Genomic DNA, 18,761 nt, shown 5'->3' on the forward strand with positions numbered 1-18,761 from the left:
CGTCGTCCAAACGAAGATCCTCGCTCGGATTCGCGGCGGAAATCGCCGGGCCGCGCTGGCCCTGCCCGGTTCACCGTTCCGACCGCTGCGATGGCCCTGCCGCGCCCCCGACGGCCTGCGCCCTTCAAGAACGACCACGCCCTAGCTCTGGTTCGATGGGCTTGTGATCCACGCCGGCCAGGTTTCGCTGGCGGACTTGGCCGGTGTTTGACCGCCGCCCTGGAAGCATTCGAAGGGAGGCGCGGGAATCCTCGCGCCTCATTTCCCTGTGATTGCGCAGGAAAAGGCTTCGCGCGACGCCCTGCTCGCCAAGCCGGGGCGCGGCATCGCTTCTGAACTTCGGCGCGCCTCATCGGATGACGATGACAGCCAAGTTTATGCTATAGCCCCATGAAAAAGATAACCGAAGACGAGCCGGAACGCGCTAAAGCACGGTCGATTTGTGACAACTCTGTCTCGCGGCACATTTTCGCGCTTTAACAGGCCGCTGAATTAGTCGGCGTGCCGGAATGGTTTCCCGTCTTGGCGACTGATGAGGATCATGGCCGGGCCCTTCGGCACTGGAAGGCATAGTTGCCTCATGGGTGCCTGATGCCCGCCCCCGGCGGTCATATCCCCAGCAGCCGGGGCAGTCGGGCCAGGTTGTCGGCGGTCATTGTCAGAATGAAGCGGGATCCCACCCGTTCAACACCGCGATAGACGGTCTGGGCCAACCGCGGCCCGTCAAGGCGCCACGCTTCCCGCGTTGCCGTCCTCGGCCGTCGCTTCCGGCATGGCCATCATCTCTTGCGGCGCGGCGGCCGGCCGGCGGCGGAAGCGGCGCTTGCGGTGCGGGCGTTCGGGCGCGGCCTCGGCCAGCGCCCCGGTCAGCAGCGCCGGGCCGGGATAGGGTCGCGGCACCGATTCGTGCAGGCTTTCCGAGGCGTCCCGCCCGGCCAGCCGCGGCGCGCGGGCCAGGAAGGCCTTGCCCCAACTGCGCCAAGACCCGACCGAGGGCGCCGTCGGGTCGCAGGGAAACTGCGACACCCAATCGGCGGGCAGCGGCAGGCCGAAGCGCTCGGCCCGCTCCATCATCCAGACCAGCGGGATATTCGCCAGCGGCCGGGCATATTCCAGCCCTGACAGCTGGCCGCCGATGTCCGGGTGGCAGCCGCGGAACCACATCTGCTCGATCCGGCCGGCGACCGACTGGCTGTCCCAGACCAAAGGCTGGAAGGCCGCCCGGGTCTCGTCCAGCGCCAGCGCCTGCAGGCCGTGCTCGACATGGCTGCCCAGGTGTTCGTCGTGAAAGCGAAAGCGCGGCTCGGTCAGCATCCACAGCAGCGGCAGCCGGATCCCCAGCGCCATGACGGTGTCGAAGACCCCGATCAGCCGGATCGGCACGAAAGGGTGGCAGAGGCCTTGGTCCAGCTGCTCGACCCCCAGGTCGGCGCCGTTGCGATAAAGCTGCCAGGCGTGGTGGACATTCTCGGCCGTGGCATGGCTGTGCGTCAGCAGCCCGACCCGGCCGATCATCCCGGCCAGCGAACGCACCGCGAAGGCGCCGCGCGAATAGCCGAAGAAGAACAGCGGATCGCCCGGGCGCCATTCGCGGGCGAGCCAGGCATAGGCGTCGCAGATGCTGCGCTCCAGCGTGGCGCCCATGGTCAGTTCGGGCAGGGTGCGCCAGGCTTCCCACTGCTGGCCCGGCGCGTAATGGATGCGCACCGGCGCCGGCAGCAGCCCCCGTTCGCCCGACAGCATCGCGTGGATGCGCGCGATGGAGGACCGCCGCCCCTGGGTCAGCGAGGCGAAGGTTCCGTCCATCAGGACGACGTGGCACAGGGGCGGGCGGGACGATTCCATGGCGCGACGCTAGCACGGAACCGCGAACATTCGATTAATCCCTATTCAAGCGCGTTCACGGTCATGTGTGCCATCAGCCCGAAACCGTTGAAACGGGTGTTGGTGACCGTGGAATAGGCGCCGGCGCCGTGGAAGATGACATAATCGCCCTCCTGGATATTGCCGGGCAGCGCCAGCTCGCCCGGCAGCCGGTCGACCGAATCGCAGGTCGGGCCGAAGATGACGCGCGGCTGCGCCTCGTCCTCGCGCGCCGTGCCCTCGGGGGTCAGCACCTGCAACCGGTCGAGGTTGCCGACGATGGGCAGCTCGAACAGCCCGCCATAGACGCCGTCGTTCAGGAACACGTTCTGGCCGTCGCGCACCGCCTTGACCCGGGTGATCAGCGAAAAGGCATCGGCGCAAAGCCCGCGCCCGGGCTCGCAGACCAGCGCCGGGGCGTTTTCGCCGAAAGCCTCGTCGGTGACGCGGCGGATCAGGGCAAAGATCGCGGCCAGATCCGGCTCGACCCCGGTCACGCGATGCGAGGGGAAGCCGCCGCCGACGTTCAGCCGCCGTGCGCGCACCCCGGCCATGGCGCAGATCTCGGCCGCGGTGGTGATATAGGCTTCCCAGGCATGCGGATCGACGCATTGCGTGCCCGGATGGAAGGTCAGCGACGGGATATAGCCGCGATCCGCCACCGCGCGCAGCAGTTCCGCCGCCAGTTCCGGCGAGGCGCCGAATTTCGAGCCGAAGTCATAGGCCGCGCCCAGCACCGGCAGCTTGAAGCGGGGCGAGATCTCGCAACCCTGGGCCGGTACCTTCTCGAACAGCTTTTCCAGCTCGGAATGGCTGTCGACCGACCAGGCCTTGATGCCCGCCTCGACCGCATGGGTGATCTCGGTGCGCGAGCGCACGGGGTTGTGGTAATGCCGCGCCGCATCCGGCGCCAGCCGGCCGATCAGGTCGATCTCGGCCGGCGAGGCGACGTCGAAGCCCTTAATCCCGGCGGCGGCGAGCGTGCGGATCACCGCCTCGTCCGGGTTCGACTTGACGGCATAGGTCACCAGCCCCGGAAAGCCCTGCAGGAAGCGCTGGGCATTGGCGCGCAGGACCGAGGGGGCAAAGACCATGACCGGGTTTTCCGGCGCCAGCTTGCGGATGATCTCGGCGGGATTGTCCCAGACGGTCTTGGGGCCACGGCCCTCGGTCAGTCCCATCGGCATGTCCTTCCTGTGCGCGTGAGGGATGGAAACAAGTCTGCGCCCTATGGGTTCCGATTGAAGCAATGAAAAGGGTGGAAATGTTCCCGCCTATGGGTAATCTGCCGAAAGTGTCGTCATTATGACAGGTGGCAGGTGGACGAGCTCGACCGGGGAATTCTGACCCATCTCGCGCAGGATGCGCGCATGTCCGTCGCGGTGCTGGCTCGGCGGCTGAAGGTGGCGCGCTCGACCGTGCAGGCCAGGCTGGAAAGGCTGGAAACCTCGGGCGCCATCGCGGGTTACACGCTGCGCCTGGGCGATTCCGCGCGTGAACACCGCATCCGCGCCACCTGCCTGCTGACCATCGAGCCGCGCTCGCAAGCCGCGATCCTGGGCCGGCTGCGCAGCCTGCCCGAGGTCGAGCGCATCCATACCACCAGCGGCCGCGTCGATCTTTTGCTGCAATTGGCCGCCATATCGACCAGCCAGCTGGACGATGTGCTGGACCAGATCGGCGGTCTGACCGGCGTCAAGTCCAGCGAGAGCCTGATTCACCTGTCCACCAAGCTGGATCGCGCCACCTAGCCGTGTTCCGCGCGCAACAATGTGACGGTGGTGTCGCCGTATTTGCGCTGGTCGATCTGGGCGAGCCCCGAGACCGGGGGCGGCGCGGCCGATTCTTCCCAGACCACCATGGCGCCCGGGGCGATCCAGCCGCCGGCCAGGGCTGATTCCAGCGCCCGCTCGCCCAGGCCCATGCCATAGGGCGGGTCGAGGAAGACCAGCCCATAGCCCGGCCCGCGATTCTCGCCCAGCCTGGTCGCGTCGCGGCGCCAGACGTCGGTCACGCCCATGGCGCGGGCCTTCTCGATATTCGTGCGCAAGAGCCCGCGCGCCACCACGCCGTCATCGACGAAGGCCACCCGCGCCGCGCCGCGCGACAGCGCCTCCAGCCCCAGGGCGCCGGTGCCGGCGAACAGGTCCAGCACCCGCGCGCCGGGGATCGGGTTGCCATGCGTGCCGTTGATGAGCAGGTTGAAGATCGACTCACGCACCCGGTCGGTCGTCGGGCGCAGATGCGCCGCCGGGTCGCCGGCGCCGACTTCGGCCAGCTTCAGCCCGCGCAGATTGCCGCCGACGATCCTCACAGCAGCGCCTTCAGGTCCGGGGCCTCGGCCAGGGTCTCGGGCGCGGGCGACTTGCCGGCCTCGATCAGCCGCTTGCCGATCATATAGGCGCGGGCGTCGTTCAGCGCATCGACCGCGATCAGCCGGCGGTTGCGGTAATACCAGACCGAGCCGGGCCGCGTCACCACACGGTCATAGCCCAGGTTCAGCCCCGCGATCTGCAATTTCGCGTCGAACTGGTCCGACCAGAACCAAGGTTTCGGAACGTAATCCGCGCCCGCGCCCAGCATGTTCGCGGCCACCGCCTCGGCCATGTCGATGGCATTGCCGACGCTTTCCAGCCGCAGCCGGCCGTCCGCGGTGGGAAAGCTGGCGCAATCCCCGGCCGCCCAGATCGCCGGATCCGAGGTCCGGCCCTGCGCATCGGTGGCGATGCCATTGTCGACGGCCAGCCCGGCGGCCTCGGCCAGCGCGGTTTCGGGCGCGACGCCGATGCCGCAGATCACCAGATCGGCGGGCAGCAGGCGGCCATCGGCCAGTTCCACCGCCTCGACCGCCGCGTCGCCGGTGATGCGGGTGATGCCCACACCCTCGATGATCTCGACGCCATGGCCGCGATGCAGGTCGCGGATCATCTCGGCGGTCTCGGGTGCCGCCACCCGGCCCAGGATGCGCGGCGCGGCCTCGACCAGCGTGACCTCGAGCCCCAGCTTGCGCGCGACGGCGGCCGCCTCCAGCCCGATATAGCCGCCGCCGATCACCACCAGCCGCCGCCCCGCCACCAGCGCCGGTTGCAGCCCGGCAATGTCGGCCAGATTGCGCACCACATGCACGCCGGGCAGGGCGCCGCCCATCGCCGCGGGAAGCCGGCGCGGGCTGGCGCCCAGCGTCAGCGCCAGCGCGTCATACGGATATTCGCCGCGATCCGTCGCCACCACGCGCCGCGCCCGGTCGATGGCCACCGCGCGCTCGCCCAGCTTCAGCGCGATGCCCTGCTCGGCCCACCAGTCCGCCCCGCGCAGCGTCAGCCGGTCCAGATCCATCTGGCCCAGCAGATAGGCCTTGGACAGCGGCGGGCGCTGATAGGGCGGCGCGGGCTCGTCGCCGATCACCGTCACCGGCCCGGCGTGCCCCAGCGCCCGCAGCTTCGCCGCCAGCGAGGCGGCCGCCTGACCGGCGCCAAGGATGACGATGTTCATGGTTTTCCTCGCTGGTTTGCCTGCGGCGCGCAGCCTATAGTCCGGCCCGACGCGATGCAATTCGACAAGGAGGAAGCGCGCATGGCCATCGAAAAAGGGGCAAGCCTGCCCGACGGCACGCTGGTGAAACTGGGCGAGAACGGCCCCGAGACGGTCGAGGTCGCGGACCTGCGCAAGGGTCGCGTCGCGATCTTTGCCGTGCCGGGCGCCTATACGCCGACCTGCACCAACGCCCATATGCCGAGCTTCGTGAAGAATGCCGACAAGCTGCGCGAGAAGGGCGTCTCGCGCATCGCCTGCATCACCGTGAACGACCCCTTCGTGGCCGGGCACTGGGCCAAGGACACCGGCGCGACCGGCGCCGGCATCGAGGTTCTGGCCGATGCCGACGGCAGCTTCACCAAGGCGCTGGGCCTGGACATCCAGGCCGACGGCTGGGTCAAGGGCCGCTCGAAACGCTATGCCATGCTGGTGAGTGACGGCACGGTCGAGGTGCTGGAGATCGAGGAAACCCCCGGCGCCTGCGCCGTCTCCTCGGGCGAATCGCTTTTGGGCCTGGTCTAGGGCTTCAGGCTGAACAGGTCCGTGAAGGCTTGCGCGGCGGTCTTGTCGCCGTGCAGCCCGATCAGCCCGGCGCTGGCGATCGTCACCGGCCCCGGGCCATAGATCGCGGCGGCCAGCGCATTGCCGCTGCCCTCCAGCAGGAAATCGCCCTGCGGCGCGCGCATCGCCGTGACCAAGGGCGCGCCCTTGGGCGACAGGATCACCTCGAATCCCTCTTTCCCGGACAGGAAGCCCGCGCGCAGGTTCGATCCCGCCGCCCGCCCCGCATCCACCGTCGCGGAAATCGAGATCATCAGCGCCGAGATGCTGATATGCCGCCGCGGGTCGTGCCCCGGCATGATGAGCGCCCAGCGGCACAGTTCGCGCAGCACCGGATGCAGCGCGCGGCCCTGCTCGGTCAGCGCATAAAGCCCCAGCACCTCGTCATGGCTGACCACGCCGGCCTGCACCAGCTGGCCCAGCCGCTGCGTCAGCACGCTGGCGGTCACGCCGGGCAGCCCGGCGCGGATCATCTGGAAGCGCTTGGGCGCGAACATCAGTTCGCGCACCACCAGAAGCGCCCAGCGGTCGCCCACCAGGTTCAGCGCATGGGCGCCGAGACAGCCTTCGTCATAGCGCAGGGTTTTGCCGGTCTTGCTCATGTTTTGATATTAACAGTTGCTTTTTGCTACTGCAAGTGCCAGCCTTCGACTCACCGGCGCTTTTCGCGCCAATGATGAGGAGGAAAAGATGACCTATTACTCCGGCTTCCTTTTGGCGGTCCCGACCGCGAACAAGCAGAAATACATCGACATGGCGACTTCGGCCTGGCCGATGTTCAAGCGCTATGGCGCGCTGCGCATGGTCGAGACCTGGGGCGCCGACGTGCCCCATGGCAAGGTCACCGACTTCTACATGGCGACCCAGGCCAAGGAGGACGAGACCATCGTGTTTTCCTGGATCGAATGGCCCGACAAGGCCACGGCCGACGCGGGTTTCGAAAAGATGATGTCCGACCCCGAGATGCAGGCCCCGCCCGAGATGCCCTTCGACGGCATGCGGATGATCTGGGGCGGCTTCGAGCCCATCTTCGACGACAAGGCCTGAGGGGGCGGCGATGTATCACGGCAAACCCTGCTGGTTCGAACTGGACACCGCGCGCGGCGGGCTTCCTGCCGCAAGCGACTTCTATGGCAAGGTCCTTGGCTGGTCGGTCGCCGATTCCGGCATGGCGGATTTCACCTATCTGCTGGCCAGCCATGGCGGCGACATGGTGGCCGGGCTGATGGAGATCCCGCCCGGTTATGACGGCATCCCGCCGAACTGGCTGATCTATCTCGACGTGGACGATTGCGACGCGGCGGCGGAAAAGATCGCGCTGCTGGGCGGCACCGTGATGAAGCCGCCGGCCGACATCCCCGGCACCGGCCGCTTCGCCGTGGCGGCCGATCCGCAGGGCGCGGTCTTCGGCATCCTGCAACCGCTGCCGATGCAGCCGCAGCCCCCGGCCGAGACCGGCGCCTTCGACCAGAAGAAAGAGAGCCACGGCAACTGGATCGAGCTGATGTCCACCGACCCGGTGGCGGGCTTCGCCTTCTATGCCGAGCTGTTCGGCTGGACGGCGGGCGATGCCATGGACATGGGCGAGATGGGCAAATACCAGCTGTTCCGCTGGAACGGCACCGACATCGGCGGGATGATGGGCCTGGGCAATGCGCCCGTGCCCTGCTGGCTGCCCTATTTCGGCACCAATGGCGTCGAACCGGCGATGACCCGCATCACCGGCGCTGGCGGCGAGCTGGTCAGCGGCCCGCATGAGGTGCCGGGCGGCGCCGTCATCGCCGTGGCGCGCGACCCGCAGGGCGCGCATTTCGCCATCGTCGGCCCGCGCGAGGCCGCGCCATGATCCGTGTCGCGCTGCTTTGCGCCCTTTGCGCCGCCCCCGTGGCGGCGCAAGAGGTGCAGCCCCAGGACATCCCGCAGGGGCAAAAGGACTATCACGCCGCCGAGGCCGGGACCTACAAGCTGGATCCCTATCACAGCGCGGTCATCGCCCGCGTGCCGCATATGGGCTTTTCCTACAGCGTGTTCCGCTTCGACGCGGTATCCGGCGAGCTGGGCTGGAACCCCGACGACCCGGCGGCGATGCGGCTGACGGCCGAGGTGCAGGTCGGCTCGATTTCGACCCCGGTCGAGGGCTTTGCCGAGGTGCTGAAGGGCGCCGAATACCTGAACACCGCCGCCAATCCGGTGGCGCGTTTCGTGTCGGAACGCTTTGCCCCCGAAAGCGACACCAAGGGCGCGGTCTCGGGGCAACTGACGCTGATGGGCCGCACGCATCCGGCCACCTTCGCGGTCGAGCTGGTCGGCGCCGGCAAGGGCTTTACCGGGGACGAGAATGGCAATCCGGTGATCCGCAACCTGATCGGCGTCCATGCCGAAACGCAGATCGACCCGCAGGCCTATGGCATGAACGCCTTTTTCACCGCGCCGATTCCCTTGGTGATCGACGCCGAATTCGCCCGGAGCGACTGAGCCATGTATGTGATCACGACCTATGACTGGGTGCCCGATTTCGCCCGCGGCCATGTCCGCGACTTGCGGGTCCGCTGGGCCTGCGAAGAGGCCGGCCAGCCCTATCGCATCGAAACCACCAGCGTGCGCGAAAAGACCGCGCAGCATTTCGCCCGCCAGCCCTTTGGCCAGGTGCCGATCCTGCAAGACGGCGATCTGTCGCTGTTCGAAAGCGGCGCCATCCTGCTGTATCTGGGCGAGCGGCACGAGGCGCTGCTGCCCGCCGACCCGCAGGGCCGGGCCGAGACCCAGCAATGGCTGGTCGCGGCGCTGAACACGCTGGAGCCGGTGGTGATGGCGCTGGTGCTGGCCCGCATCTTCGACCGCGACGAGCGCGCGGCCGAACTGGCCCTGCCGCGGCTGGTCACGCGGCTGGAGCAGCTGACCCCGGTGCTCGAGAACCGCGACTTCATCGCCGCCGGCCGCTTCACCATTGCCGACATCATCCTGGCCGAGGTGCTGCGCAGCGTGGACAGCCTGGGCGAGCTGTCCGGCCATCCGGTGCTGCTGGACTATCTGCGGCGCATGACCGCCCGTCCGGCATTCCGGCGCGCCCTTGACGCGCAGCTGGCGCATTTCGACAAGGCCGCGTGATGCTGACGCTTTATGGCCACCCGCTGTCCTCCTATACCCAGAAGGTGCTGATCGCGCTTTACGAGCTGGGGGCGGATTTCACCTTCTGCGAGGTGAACTTGGGCGATGAGGCCGACCGGGCGCTGATGCAGTCGGTCGAGCCGATGGGCCGGATGCCGGCGCTGCGCGAGGGCGACTTCACCCTGTCGCAAAGCTCGCTGATGATCGAATGGCTGGACCGGCACCATCCCGGGCCGCAACGCCTGCTGGACCCGGACCCCGATGCCTCGCTGCCGGCGCGGCAATGGGACCGCTTCCTGGATTTCCAGGTCATGCAGATGATGCAGCAGATCGTCGATGCCCGCATCTTCATGGCCGAAGGGGCCGAGGAGCGCGTGGCGCCTTTTGCGCGGGCCAAGCTCGACCTGGCCTATGCCGCGCTGGACCGGCGCCTGGACGGGCGCGACTGGATCGCGGGCGGCTTCGGCCTGGCCGATTGCGCGGCGTTTCCGGCGCTGTTCTATGCCGGCGCCATCCATCCCTTCGCGGATCATCCGCATCTCGGCGCCTATTTCGAGCGGCTGGTGGCGCGGCCCTCGATCCAGCGGGTGATCGCGGGCGCGCGGCCCTTCTATGGCTGGTTCCCGTTCAAGGACGGGATTGCGGCGCGGTTTCTCTAGCGCCTCTTGGCCTTTGGCCGTGGTTTCGCTATCCCCTTGGGCAATTCAAGGGGTGACGACATGGCCATGGACAAGAACTTCGACGCCGCTTCCGCCGAGGCGCGGATCGCGGCGCAATGGGCGGCAAGCGATGCCTTCGCGGCGGGGGCCAATGCCTCGCGCGCGGAAACCTTCTCGGTCGTGATCCCGCCGCCGAATGTCACGGGCAGCCTGCATATCGGCCACGCGCTGAACAACACGCTGCAGGACATCCTGGTGCGCTGGCACCGGATGCGCGGCTTCGACACGCTGTGGCAGCCCGGCCAGGACCATGCCGGCATCGCGACGCAGATGGTGGTGGAACGCCGGATGGCCGAGCGCCAGGAGCCCGGCCGGCGCGAGATCGGGCGCGAGGCCTTCCTGCAGAAGGTCTGGGCCTGGAAGCAGGAATCCGGCGACACCATCATCAACCAGCTGAAACGCCTGGGCGCCAGCTGCGACTGGTCGCGCAATGCCTTTACCATGTCCGGCGCCCCCGGCGCCCCTGCGGGCGAGGAGGGCAATTTTCACGACGCCGTCATCAAGGTCTTTGTCGAGATGTTCGACAAGGGGTTGATCTATCGCGGCAAGCGGCTGGTGAACTGGGATCCGCATTTCGAGACCGCGATTTCCGACCTGGAGGTCGAGAACCGCGAGGTGCCCGGCCATATGTGGCATTTCAAATATCCGCTGGCCGGCGGCGAAACCTATGAATACATCGAGCGCGACGCCGACGGCAACGTCACCCTGCGCGAGACGCGGGACTATATCAGCATCGCCACCACCCGCCCCGAGACCATGCTGGGCGACGGCGCGGTCGCGGTGCACCCGGACGACGCCCGCTATGCGCCCATCGTCGGCAAGCTGGTCGAGATCCCGGTCGGGCCGAAACAGCATCGCCGGCTGATCCCGATCATCACCGATGAATACCCGGACCCGGATTTCGGCTCGGGCGCGGTCAAGATCACCGGCGCGCATGACTTCAACGACTATGCCGTCGCCATGCGCAACGGCATCCCGCTTTACGCGCTGATGGACGGCAAGGGCGCCATGCGCGCGGACGGGCTGAGCTACGAGGAAAGCGCCGAGATCGCCACGCGGGCGGCGCGGGGCGAGGATGTGGGCGACGTGTCCTCGGTCAACCTGGTGCCCGAGGAACTGCGCGGCCTGGACCGCTATGACGCCCGCAAGCGCGTCATCGAGGCGATCACCGACGAGGGGCTGGCCGTCACCTATCTGCACAAGGAAATCGACAAGGAAACCGGCGCCGAGCATCTGGAGCGCCGGCCCCTGGTCGAGGCGAAGCCGATCATGCAGCCCTTCGGCGACCGCTCGGGCGTGGTGATCGAGCCGATGCTGACCGACCAGTGGTTCGTCGATACCCCGAAGATCGTCGGCCCGGCGCTGGAGGCGGTGAAGGGTGGCCGCACCGAGATCCTGCCCGAGCAGCACCGCAAGGTCTATTTCAACTGGCTCGAGAATATCGAGCCCTGGACCATCTCGCGCCAGCTGTGGTGGGGGCACCAGATCCCGGTGTGGTATGGGCTGGACCTGCGGCTGGAAGGTCAGGTCGATGATGACCACGACGGCGCGCTGGACGATGTCGAGATCTTCGCGCTGCTGGAGGAGGGGCTGGTCCATGGCGACGACCTGCTGCAATGCGCGGCGAATTTCGCCGATGTGGCGCAGAAGTTCCGCGACGCGCTGGCCGACCTGCCGCAGCCGCTGGAAATCGCCCGGGTGATCGAGGTCGAGAGCCGCGAGGCGGCGGTCGATGCCTTTGCCCAGGGGCTGGCCGACTATAACCTGACGCAGGACCCGACCAGGCTGGTCTATCCGGTCTGGCGCGATCCCGATGTGCTGGACACCTGGTTTTCCTCGGGCCTGTGGCCGATCGGGACGCTGGGCTGGCCCGAACCCACGCCCGAGCTGCGCAAGTATTTCCCGACCGACGTGCTGGTCACGGGTTTCGACATCATCTTCTTCTGGGTCGCCCGGATGATGATGATGCAGCTGGCGGTGGTGGGCGACGTGCCGTTCCGCACCGTCTATGTCCACGGCCTCGTGCGCGACGAAAAGGGCGCCAAGATGTCGAAGTCGAAAGGCAACGTCATCGACCCCCTGGTGCTGATCGACCAATATGGCGCCGACGCGCTGCGCTTTACCCTGACCAGCATGGCGGCGATGGGCCGCGACCCCAAGCTGGGGCCGAAGCATGTCGAGGCGAACCGCAACTTCGTCACCAAGATCTGGAACGCCAGCCGCTTTGCCGAGATGAACGGCGTGCGCGGCGGCGGCCCCCGCCCGGCGCCCGCGCATGTGGTGAACCGCTGGATCATCGGCGAGGTCGCCCGCATCCGCCAGGCCACCGACGAGGCGCTGGCGGCGTTCCGCTTCAACGACGCCGCGACCGGGCTTTACGCCTTTGTCTGGGGCAAGGTCTGCGACTGGTATGTCGAGTTCTCGAAGCCGCTGTTCGATGGCGAGCATCGCGAGGAGACCCAGGCCACCATGGGCTGGGTGCTGGACCAGTGCTATCTGCTCTTGCACCCCATCATGCCCTTCGTGACCGAGGAGCTCTGGGCGCTGACCGGCGCGCGGCCGAAACCGCTGGTGCATGGCGACTGGCCGGACTACGGCCTTGAGCTGATCGACGCCGAGGCCGATCGGCAGATGAACTGGGTGATTTCGGTGATCGAGAACATCCGCTCGGCCCGCGCGCAGATCGGCGTGCCGGCCGGGGCGCGGCCCGACCTGATCGTGACCGAGGCCGACGCGGCCGCCCGCGCCGCGCTGGCCGCCAATGGCCCGCTGGTCGAGCGGCTGGCGCGGGTGAACCCGCCGCGCGACGGGGCGATGGGGCCGGGCATGATCGCGGTCGCGGCGCTGGGGGCGAGCTTTGCCCTGCCGGTGGGCGAGATGATCGATGTCGCGGCCGAGACGGCGCGGCTGGAGAAAGCCGCCGCCAAGGCCGAGAAGGATGCCGGCGGGTTGCGCGGCCGGCTGGGCAATCCGAAATTCGTCGAGAATGCCGAGCCGGAGGTGATCGAGGAGACGCGCGAGAAGCTGGCCGCGCTGGAGGACGATCTGGCGCGGATCCGGGCGGCGCTGGGGCAGCTGGCGGCGATGTGAGGCGCCCCGCCGCGCGGGCGCCGGGGTATTTGGGAAACGGTGAAAAGCCGCGGTTTCCCAGGGCCTGGTGCGGTGGCGGTGGCGCGGTTGCCGTGGGTATTTGCAGAGCAAAGAAGATCAGGGCCGCTCGGCAAGGGCGGCCCTGATGCTGGCGGCGATCATTTCCGGCACTTCGGGGGCAAGGCCGATGGCGGGCAGGGTGATGCCGCGGAAGCCGGCCTCGGCCAGCGCCTGGGGCAGGTCCTCGGTGACGTGCCCGGCGCTGGTGGCGAAGAGCGGCAGGCAGAGCGTGCGCGCGGGCAGGGCGCGGGCGGCCTCGGCGAGGCGGGGCGGTTCCTCGATGAAGCCGCAGGTGACGGTCAGGGGCGCGAGGTCGGCGGCCATCTGGCGCGCCGCCTCGGCCGGGGCGCGCGAGCGGCCGGAGCCATGGGCGGCGAGCAGGATGTGGGTTTCGTTCAAGGCCCAGCCTTGCGCGGCGGCTGCCGCCGAGAGCAGGCGGCGGGCGAGCGCGGGCAGGCCGGGGTCGGCGCCGAAGGGCGGCAGGATGCGGGCCTTCGGGGCGCCGGCCCGGGCCAGGCGGCGCGGCAGTTCGCTGCGGGTGAACCAGCCCGCCGCCATGAACAGCGGATAGACCAGCATGTCGTCCTCGGCCCCGTCCAGCGCGCCGGGCATGGCCAGCGTGGCGCCCCGGATGGTCACCCCGGGCAGCGGGATGCGGGCGGCCAGCGCCTCGATGGCGGCTTGCTGCGGGCCGGGGTCGCCGGGCTGGCCGTGGGCGACGATGAGCGCCCTAGGCACGGAAGGCGGCGGCGAAGGGTTCGGGGATGGCGAATTCGGTCAGCGCGATGCTGCGCGCCTGCGGCGACATCTTGCGCGCGGTCTTTTCGACGATGCGCTGCAATTCCTCGGCGTCGCGGGTTTCGGCGAAGGGGCCGAGATACCAGCGGATGAAGGTGAAGCAGGCCACGTCCTCGAGCGCCTGCACCTCGGGGTCGCGCTTGATGCCCTGTTTCGTCAGCATCTTCTCGGCCTGGGCGATGGATTCGGGATCATAGCCCGCCGCCTGCATGATCCCGGCCACGCGGGCGGCGTGGCGCCGGCCCTGTTCGGTGCGCCAGGCCAGGTAGCCGGGCCGGTCCATCGGATAGGCGTCGCGCGGCAGCAGCCAGCGTTCGACATGCTGGCCGCGGCAGGCGATCTGCAGGGGCTCGGAGGCGTCGGGGTAAAGCGCCCGCTGCTCGGCCGTCATGCGCTGGCCATAGAGGAGTTCGCGGGGCTCGCCGTCCTGGAGATGCGGGTCGGCGGCATTGGCCTGGTCGATGGCGTCGAAAGCGGTCTGAAGGCGGGTCATGGGCGGCATCCTTTTTGCGCCATCATGCCGCAGGCGGTGCCCGGGTCAATGCGGATTGCGGGGGCCTGGCGCCGGGGCTAGGGTCAAGGCATGGAATGGTTGGAATTCGCCCTGGCGCTCGCCGCTTTTCTGGGCTCGCATGTCATCCCGGCGCGTCTGCGCGGGCCCTTGGTCGCGCGCTTTGGCAAGCGGGCCTATGTCATGGGCTACAGCCTGCTGTCGCTGGCGCTGCTTTACTGGCTGATCGTGGCGGCGGGGCGGGCGCCCTTCGTCGAGATCTGGCCGCAATGGCCCTGGACGCGCTGGCTGGCGAACATCGCCATGCCCGTCGCGGTGCTGGCGGCGCTGGTCGGCGGCATGGGCGGGCTGATGCTGGGGTTCTCGCTGTGGGGCGGGGCGCATCTGCTGGCCAATGGCGACCTGGCGCATGTGATCCTGTTCGGGCTCCTGCTGGGCTATGCGGTGCTGGGGCTGGCGATGATGCGGCGGCTTCTGGTCTGGCGGCTGGCGTGGTGGCGGCTGGCGGCGGTGCCGCTGGTCTGGATCGCGCTCTATCACCTGCACCCGCTGGTCATCGGGGTCAATCCGGCACCCTGAACCCCTCGGGGATGCGGTCCTGCCCGTCGAGGATCAGGTCCGCGAGCATCGCCGCGCAGGCCGGCGCCATGGCGATGCCGATCTTGAAGCCGCCATTGGCGACATAATGCCCCGGCCGGCCGGGCCATGGCCCCAGGAGCGGCGCCCGGGACAGCGCGCGCGGCCGGATGCCGGCCCAGCGGTCCACCACCGGCGCATCGGCCAGCGCCGGGCACAGCGCCCGGGCCTTGTCGATCAGCGCCTGAAGCTGCGCATCGGTGCCAAGGTCGGTCACGTCGCGTTCCGAGGTCGAGCCGACCGCCACCGTGCCGTCGGCATGGGGCACGATATGCAGCCCCTCGGCAAAGACCTGCGGCGCCTCGGGGGCGGCGAAGGCCAGCAGCGCCGACTGGCCCTTGACGCCGCCGCCGCCGAAGGGCGCCAGCCCGGTCCAGCCGGTGGCCCAGATCGCCGGGCCCTCGGTGCTGGCGCCTTCCTCGATGATGCCGCCGCGCGCGCGAATCGCGGCGGCCAGCGCCGCCCCGGCCCGGCGCGGGCTGATGCGCGCCGTCAGCCGGTCGACCAGCCACAGCCCGGTCCCGGACGGCGGCACCAGCGGACCCTGCGGCGCATCGGTGATCTGCATCGTTGCCCAGGCCGGCCAATGGCGGCGGGCAGCGGCGATGCGCTCGGCCATGCGCGCCTCGGTCCCCGGGGCGACGGGCTGGATGCGGCCGGTGCGGGCATAGCCGGGATCCACGCCGCCGGCCCGGGCCACCTCGGCCCACCAGGTCTCGGCGCCGGCCAGCGCGTCCAGCTGCACCTGCTTCTTGTCGTTCCAGTTTTCCGGCGCATGCGGGGCCAGCGCGCCCACCGTGCCGCCCGAGGCGCCGGCGCCGATGCGGGCGATCTCGACCACGCGCACCGGCTGGCCGCGCCGCGCCAGCTCCCATGCGCAGGCGAGGCCATAGATCCCCGCGCCCGCCACCGTGATTTCGCTTGCCATCCCGCCGCCCCTTGCCGCATCTGCCGGAAAACAGGAGTTAGCGCGAATGAGCGATCCCGACCAGAGCGCGGCGCTGGCATGGCGCGAGGGCGGCATCCCGGTCTCGACCCGCTTCGACGACCCGTATTTCAGCCTGAACGGCGGGCTCGAGGAAACCCGGCATGTCTTCCTGGCCGGAAACGACCTGCCGGCGCGGCTGGTGCCCGGCTTTCACGTCGCCGAACTGGGCTTCGGCACCGGGCTGAACCTGCTGGCGCTGGCGCAGGTGGCGACGGTCCCGGTCCGCTTCACCAGTTTCGAGGCCTTCCCGATGGCGCTGGACGAACTGGCCCGCGCCCATGCCGCCTTTCCCGAACTGGCGCCGCTAGCCGAGGCCCTGCGCACCGGCTGGCCCGCCCGGCGCTTCCAGGTCGGCCCCGTCAGCGCCGAGATCATCGTCGGCGATGCGCGCGCCGCGCTGCCCGCCTGGCCGGGCCGGGCGGATGCCTGGTTCCTCGACGGCTTTTCGCCGGCGAAGAACCCCGAGCTTTGGGGCGAGCCGCTGATGGCCGAGGTCGCCCGCCATACCGCGCCGGGCGGCACATTCGCGACCTATACCGCCGCCGGCCATGTCCGCCGGGCGCTGGCGGCGGCGGGCTTCGCGGTCAGCCGCGCGCCGGGCTTTGCCGGCAAGCGCCACATGAGCCGGGGCCGGCTCTAGCGGCGCACCTGCGGGATGCGCGAGGGCGGAAACTCCAGCGCCGCATGCGGCGGCCGGCCGTGGGTGCGGCGCCAGAAGGCGGGGCCGCCGCGGCGCAGGAACAGCGGTAGCGCCAGCACGATGCCGGCGAGGAAGCCCCCGGCATGGGCGACATAGGCGACGCCGTCCTCGGTGCCGATGGCGCCCGAGACCAGCTGGATGCCGAACCAGGCCAGCAGCAGCACCCAGGCGGGAATGGTAAAGCGGCGGATGATGACGATGATGATGGCGATGACATCGACCCGGGCGCGCGGGAACATCAGGAGATAGCCGCCCATCACCCCGGCGATGGCGCCCGAGGCCCCGACCATGGGCACGCCGCTGCCGGGATCCGCGGCGATCTGACCCGCCGCCGCCGCCAGCCCGCAGGCCAGGTAGAAGCCCAGAAAGCCCAGGGGGCCCATCTGGTCCTCGAGATTGTCGCCGAAGACCCACAGGAACAGCATGTTGCCGGCGATATGCATGATGCCGGCATGCAGGAACATATGCGTCACCAGACCCCACAGCCATGCGCCATGCGTGATCGCCACCGGATAGAGCGCCAGCCGGTCCCAGAGCCCGACCTGGCCGCCCGCCCAGGGCATGGTCAGCAGGAACAGCGCGAGGTTCAGGACGATCAGCCCATAGGTGACATGCGGCGTGCGCTCGGAGGGGTTGTGGTCGCGGATCGGGAACATGGCCGCAGCCTGAAGCATCGCATGGGCGCGCGCAAGCGGCCCTGTTCGGATCGCCGGGCCGCGTATAGCATCACCCCCGAATCGCATCCGAGGAGGCGCCGATGACCAGCCTGACCGACCGCAAGAACGCCGCCATCTCGCGCGGCGTCGGCATGACCACGCAGGTCTATGCCGAGCGCGCCGAAAACGCCGAGATCTGGGACAAGGACGGCAATCGCTACATCGACTTCGCCGCCGGCATCGCGGTCGTGAACACCGGCCACCGCCACCCGAAGGTGATCGCGGCGGTCAAGGAGCAGCTCGACCGCTTCACCCATACCTGCCACCAGGTCGTGCCCTACGAGAATTACGTCGCCCTGGCCGAGCGGCTGAACGCGCTGGTTCCCGGCAAGGGGCCCAAGAAGACCGCCTTCTACACCACCGGCGCCGAGGCGGTGGAAAACGCCATCAAGATCGCCCGCCACCATACCGGCCGGGCCGGGGTGATCGCCTTTTCCGGCGGCTTCCACGGCCGCACCTTCCTCGGCATGTCGCTGACCGGCAAGGTCCAGCCCTACAAGGCCGGGTTCGGGCCGATGATGAACGACATCTGGCACCTGCCCTTTCCGAACAGCACCCATGGCGTGACGGCCGAGGACGCGCTGGCGGCCTTGGACCGGCTGTTCAAATCCGACATCGACCCGGCGCGGGTCGCGGCGATCATCATCGAGCCGGTGCAGGGCGAGGGCGGCTTCTACGAGGCGCCGGCGGGCTTCATCCAGCGCCTGCGCCAGATCTGCGACCAGTATTCGATCCTCTTGATCGCGGACGAGGTGCAGACCGGCTTTGCCCGCACCGGCAAGCTGTTCGCCATGGAGCACCATGGCGTCGCGGCCGATCTCACCACCATGGCCAAGGGCCTGGGCGGCGGGCTGCCGATCAGCGCCGTCACCGGCCGGGCCGAAGTGATGGACAGCCCGCAGCCCGGCGGCCTGGGCGGCACCTATGCCGGCAATCCGCTGGCCGTCGCGGCCGCCCATGCGGTGCTGGACGTGATCGAGGAGGAGCAGCTTTGCGACCGCGCCACCCGGCTCGGCCAGCGACTGAAGCAGCGCCTGGCCGGCCTGGCCGAGGCGGTGCCCGAGATCGTCGACATTCGCGGCCCCGGCTTCATGAACGCGGTCGAGTTCAACATCACCGGCAGCGACAAGCCCAACCCCGAACTGACCAACCGGGTGCGCGAGGAGGCGCTGAAGCGCAACCTGATCCTCTTGACCTGCGGCGTCTATGGCAACGTGATCCGCTTCCTGGCGCCGCTGACCATCCCCGACGCGGTCTTCGACGAGGCGCTGGACATCATCGAGGATTCGATCCGCGCCGCCCGCGGCTGATCCGGCGCCAACCGGCACCGGCCGCGCCCCCGGTCGCGGCCGGCCGGGTATTTGAAAAAAAAGCAGGCCGGGGCGGCGCCCAAGGGGCGAGAGGCCATGGCTTCTTCGTTCCTCAAATACCCAAGCGGCCGCGCGCATGAGAGCGGTCGGCGGGGTATTTCGGAAAC

The 18,761-nt window shown here is 69.1% G+C and carries 20 protein-coding genes; 11 read left to right on the forward strand and 9 right to left on the reverse strand.

Translation table 11 applies throughout. From position 1 onward, the window contains the following. Positions 1-723 precede the first annotated feature (723 nt). The gene (locus PARN5_RS21845) at positions 724-1,845 is read right to left on the reverse strand and encodes a DUF2235 domain-containing protein (protein WP_157403957.1); all 1,122 of its coding nucleotides are present in this window, start codon (positions 1,843-1,845) and stop codon (positions 724-726) included. A gap of 41 nt (positions 1,846-1,886) precedes the next feature. Beyond that, on the reverse strand, positions 1,887-3,044 hold the full coding sequence (locus PARN5_RS0108510) for a type III PLP-dependent enzyme (protein WP_017999353.1): 1,158 nt from the start codon (positions 3,042-3,044) through the stop codon (positions 1,887-1,889). Between the two features lie 138 nt (positions 3,045-3,182). Here PARN5_RS0108510 and PARN5_RS0108515 point away from each other — a divergent pair, with 138 nt between their 5' ends. Then, positions 3,183-3,614, forward strand: a complete 432-nt coding sequence (locus PARN5_RS0108515; RefSeq protein ID WP_017999354.1) for an Lrp/AsnC family transcriptional regulator — start codon at positions 3,183-3,185, stop codon at positions 3,612-3,614. Here PARN5_RS0108515 and rsmD read toward each other — a convergent pair. Next, positions 3,611-4,177, reverse strand: a complete 567-nt coding sequence (rsmD, locus tag PARN5_RS0108520) for a 16S rRNA (guanine(966)-N(2))-methyltransferase RsmD (RefSeq protein WP_017999355.1) — start codon at positions 4,175-4,177, stop codon at positions 3,611-3,613. The two genes, PARN5_RS0108515 and rsmD, sit on opposite strands and share 4 nt — an antisense overlap. After that, on the reverse strand, positions 4,174-5,355 hold the full coding sequence (locus tag PARN5_RS0108525; RefSeq protein WP_017999356.1) for an FAD/NAD(P)-binding oxidoreductase: 1,182 nt from the start codon (positions 5,353-5,355) through the stop codon (positions 4,174-4,176). Before PARN5_RS0108525 ends, rsmD begins: the two co-directional genes overlap by 4 nt. An 81-nt stretch (positions 5,356-5,436) precedes the next feature. Between PARN5_RS0108525 and PARN5_RS0108530 the strand changes: the two genes are divergently transcribed. Then, positions 5,437-5,919: a peroxiredoxin gene (locus tag PARN5_RS0108530; RefSeq protein ID WP_026155284.1), complete on the forward strand. Its 483-nt coding sequence runs from the start codon at positions 5,437-5,439 to the stop codon at positions 5,917-5,919. Here the strand turns inward: PARN5_RS0108530 and PARN5_RS0108535 are convergent. Further along, on the reverse strand, positions 5,916-6,560 hold the full coding sequence (locus PARN5_RS0108535; protein ID WP_017999358.1) for a helix-turn-helix domain-containing protein: 645 nt from the start codon (positions 6,558-6,560) through the stop codon (positions 5,916-5,918). The genes PARN5_RS0108530 and PARN5_RS0108535 overlap by 4 nt on opposite strands. A gap of 88 nt (positions 6,561-6,648) precedes the next feature. On the opposite strand from PARN5_RS0108535, the gene PARN5_RS0108540 reads away from it, so the two are divergent. Genes PARN5_RS0108540 through PARN5_RS0108565 form a run of 6 tightly spaced genes read left to right on the forward strand, consistent with a single transcriptional unit; the run spans position 6,649 to position 12,875 of the window. After that, entirely contained in the window at positions 6,649-7,005 is a 357-nt protein-coding gene (locus tag PARN5_RS0108540) for a DUF1428 domain-containing protein (RefSeq protein WP_017999359.1), read from the forward strand. A 10-nt stretch (positions 7,006-7,015) separates the two neighbouring features. Next, entirely contained in the window at positions 7,016-7,804 is a 789-nt protein-coding gene (locus tag PARN5_RS0108545) for a VOC family protein (RefSeq protein ID WP_017999360.1), read from the forward strand. Beyond that, positions 7,801-8,433, forward strand: coding sequence for a YceI family protein (locus PARN5_RS0108550; RefSeq protein ID WP_017999361.1), 633 nt, complete (start codon positions 7,801-7,803; stop codon positions 8,431-8,433). The genes PARN5_RS0108545 and PARN5_RS0108550 overlap by 4 nt, the downstream gene beginning before the upstream one ends. Before the next feature lie 3 nt (positions 8,434-8,436). Beyond that, entirely contained in the window at positions 8,437-9,066 is a 630-nt protein-coding gene (locus tag PARN5_RS0108555; protein ID WP_017999362.1) for a glutathione S-transferase family protein, read from the forward strand. Then, entirely contained in the window at positions 9,066-9,725 is a 660-nt protein-coding gene (locus PARN5_RS0108560; protein WP_017999363.1) for a glutathione S-transferase family protein, read from the forward strand. Before PARN5_RS0108555 ends, PARN5_RS0108560 begins: the two co-directional genes overlap by 1 nt. Positions 9,726-9,785: 60 nt before the next feature. After that, positions 9,786-12,875, forward strand: coding sequence for a valine--tRNA ligase (locus tag PARN5_RS0108565; protein ID WP_017999364.1), 3,090 nt, complete (start codon positions 9,786-9,788; stop codon positions 12,873-12,875). Positions 12,876-12,992: 117 nt separating this feature from the next. Here PARN5_RS0108565 and PARN5_RS0108570 read toward each other — a convergent pair whose 3' ends face one another. Beyond that, positions 12,993-13,673: a CbiX/SirB N-terminal domain-containing protein gene (locus PARN5_RS0108570; RefSeq protein WP_017999365.1), complete on the reverse strand. Its 681-nt coding sequence runs from the start codon at positions 13,671-13,673 to the stop codon at positions 12,993-12,995. Continuing rightward, entirely contained in the window at positions 13,666-14,226 is a 561-nt protein-coding gene (locus PARN5_RS0108575) for a DUF4202 domain-containing protein (protein WP_026155286.1), read from the reverse strand. The genes PARN5_RS0108570 and PARN5_RS0108575 overlap by 8 nt, the downstream gene beginning before the upstream one ends. 90 nt (positions 14,227-14,316) lie before the next feature. Here PARN5_RS0108575 and PARN5_RS0108580 point away from each other — a divergent pair, with 90 nt between their 5' ends. Further along, on the forward strand, positions 14,317-14,823 hold the full coding sequence (locus PARN5_RS0108580) for an NnrU family protein (RefSeq protein WP_017999367.1): 507 nt from the start codon (positions 14,317-14,319) through the stop codon (positions 14,821-14,823). Here PARN5_RS0108580 and PARN5_RS0108585 read toward each other — a convergent pair. Further along, entirely contained in the window at positions 14,807-15,808 is a 1,002-nt protein-coding gene (locus PARN5_RS0108585; protein WP_017999368.1) for an FAD-dependent oxidoreductase, read from the reverse strand. The two genes, PARN5_RS0108580 and PARN5_RS0108585, sit on opposite strands and share 17 nt — an antisense overlap. A 46-nt stretch (positions 15,809-15,854) precedes the next feature. On the opposite strand from PARN5_RS0108585, the gene mnmD reads away from it, so the two are divergent. Beyond that, positions 15,855-16,508 (forward strand): tRNA (5-methylaminomethyl-2-thiouridine)(34)-methyltransferase MnmD, encoded by a 654-nt coding sequence (gene mnmD, locus PARN5_RS0108590; protein WP_017999369.1) that lies wholly within the window; start codon positions 15,855-15,857, stop codon positions 16,506-16,508. On the opposite strand, the gene PARN5_RS0108595 is transcribed toward mnmD, so the two are convergent. Beyond that, positions 16,505-17,224, reverse strand: a complete 720-nt coding sequence (locus PARN5_RS0108595; protein WP_026155287.1) for a rhomboid family intramembrane serine protease — start codon at positions 17,222-17,224, stop codon at positions 16,505-16,507. The two genes, mnmD and PARN5_RS0108595, sit on opposite strands and share 4 nt — an antisense overlap. A gap of 101 nt (positions 17,225-17,325) precedes the next feature. Between PARN5_RS0108595 and PARN5_RS0108600 the strand changes: the two genes are divergently transcribed. Continuing rightward, the gene (locus tag PARN5_RS0108600) at positions 17,326-18,594 is read left to right on the forward strand and encodes a 4-aminobutyrate--2-oxoglutarate transaminase (protein ID WP_017999371.1); all 1,269 of its coding nucleotides are present in this window, start codon (positions 17,326-17,328) and stop codon (positions 18,592-18,594) included. The last annotated feature ends 167 nt before the right edge of the window (positions 18,595-18,761 follow it).

This window comes from Paracoccus sp. N5 (genome assembly GCF_000371965.1).
In the GTDB taxonomy this organism is placed as follows: Bacteria; Pseudomonadota; Alphaproteobacteria; order Rhodobacterales; family Rhodobacteraceae; genus Paracoccus.